This window comes from Thermodesulfatator autotrophicus, assembly GCF_001642325.1.
Taxonomy (GTDB): domain Bacteria; phylum Desulfobacterota; class Thermodesulfobacteria; order Thermodesulfobacteriales; family Thermodesulfatatoraceae; genus Thermodesulfatator; species Thermodesulfatator autotrophicus.
The window spans coordinates 1-752 of sequence record NZ_LSFI01000115.1; the positions used below are offsets into that span (position 1 = coordinate 1).

The window sequence follows — 752 nt, forward strand, 5'->3', positions numbered from 1 at the left end:
ACTTAAGAGACAGGCAGAAGAAGGCTAAGTGCAGTTGACTTCAAACGGCTAATTTCTTACTCTGATATTAAGTAATATTCTTGGGAGAGGTAATATGTTTACTTCAAAGATTACTTCTAAGGGTCAGATTACAATACCAGTTAAATTAAGAAAAATGCTGGGAACTGACCTGGTAGAGCTAGATGTGGTGGGAGAAGAGATAGTAATAAGGCCTATTAGAAAGCCTGGTGGAGCTTTAAAAAAATATGCCTTAAAAAATAAAAGCTTGGAAGAAGTAATGGCTTTAGAAGAAGAGGCAGCTAAAAATGGATTTCTCAAAGAAGATAACGATTATTGATACCAATGTCGTGCTGAGATATCTCTTGAGGGACCATGAAGAATTCTACCTGGAAGCAGAGGCCTTATTTGATAAAGCCTTTTCTGGTAAAAGCAAAATCTTTTTATTTGACACGGTTATTGCTGAAGTAGTTTATGTGCTTTCTGGTCTTTACAAGGTAAAGCGGCAAGAGATAGCCCAGGTGCTTACGGAACTCCTGAAAGCAAAGGGAATAATCACAATAGACAAAGATATTTTGCTTGATGCCCTTAAGATATTTGCTGAGAAAAATCTTGATTTTGTAGACAGCCTTTTGTGTGCTTATGGCAGAAAATATCAAGTTATTTCCTTTGACAAAAAAGTTAAAAAGTGTGTACAGGAGATTCATACGAAAGATAAATAGAAATAAGCCGCCGAGAGGTAATCAATTTCTACA

General features: G+C 36.2%; 2 protein-coding genes. Both read left to right on the forward strand.

Annotated elements, in window-relative coordinates:
• Nucleotides 1-94 precede the first annotated feature (94 nt).
• Nucleotides 95-337 (forward strand): AbrB/MazE/SpoVT family DNA-binding domain-containing protein, encoded by a 243-nt coding sequence (locus TH606_RS11195; RefSeq protein WP_068544079.1) that lies wholly within the window; start codon nt 95-97, stop codon nt 335-337.
• Entirely contained in the window at nt 306-719 is a 414-nt protein-coding gene (locus TH606_RS11200; RefSeq protein ID WP_068544081.1) for a PIN domain-containing protein, read from the forward strand. The genes TH606_RS11195 and TH606_RS11200 overlap by 32 nt, the downstream gene beginning before the upstream one ends.
• Nucleotides 720-752: the final 33 nt, after the last annotated feature.

Bases quoted from the DNA above. Each gene is read 5' to 3' on its own strand.
- TH606_RS11195 (WP_068544079.1), top strand. From the start codon at position 95: ATGTTTACTTCAAAGATTACTTCTAAGGGTCAGATTACAATACCAGTT.
- TH606_RS11200 (WP_068544081.1), top strand. From the start codon at position 306: ATGGATTTCTCAAAGAAGATAACGATTATTGATACCAATGTCGTGCTG.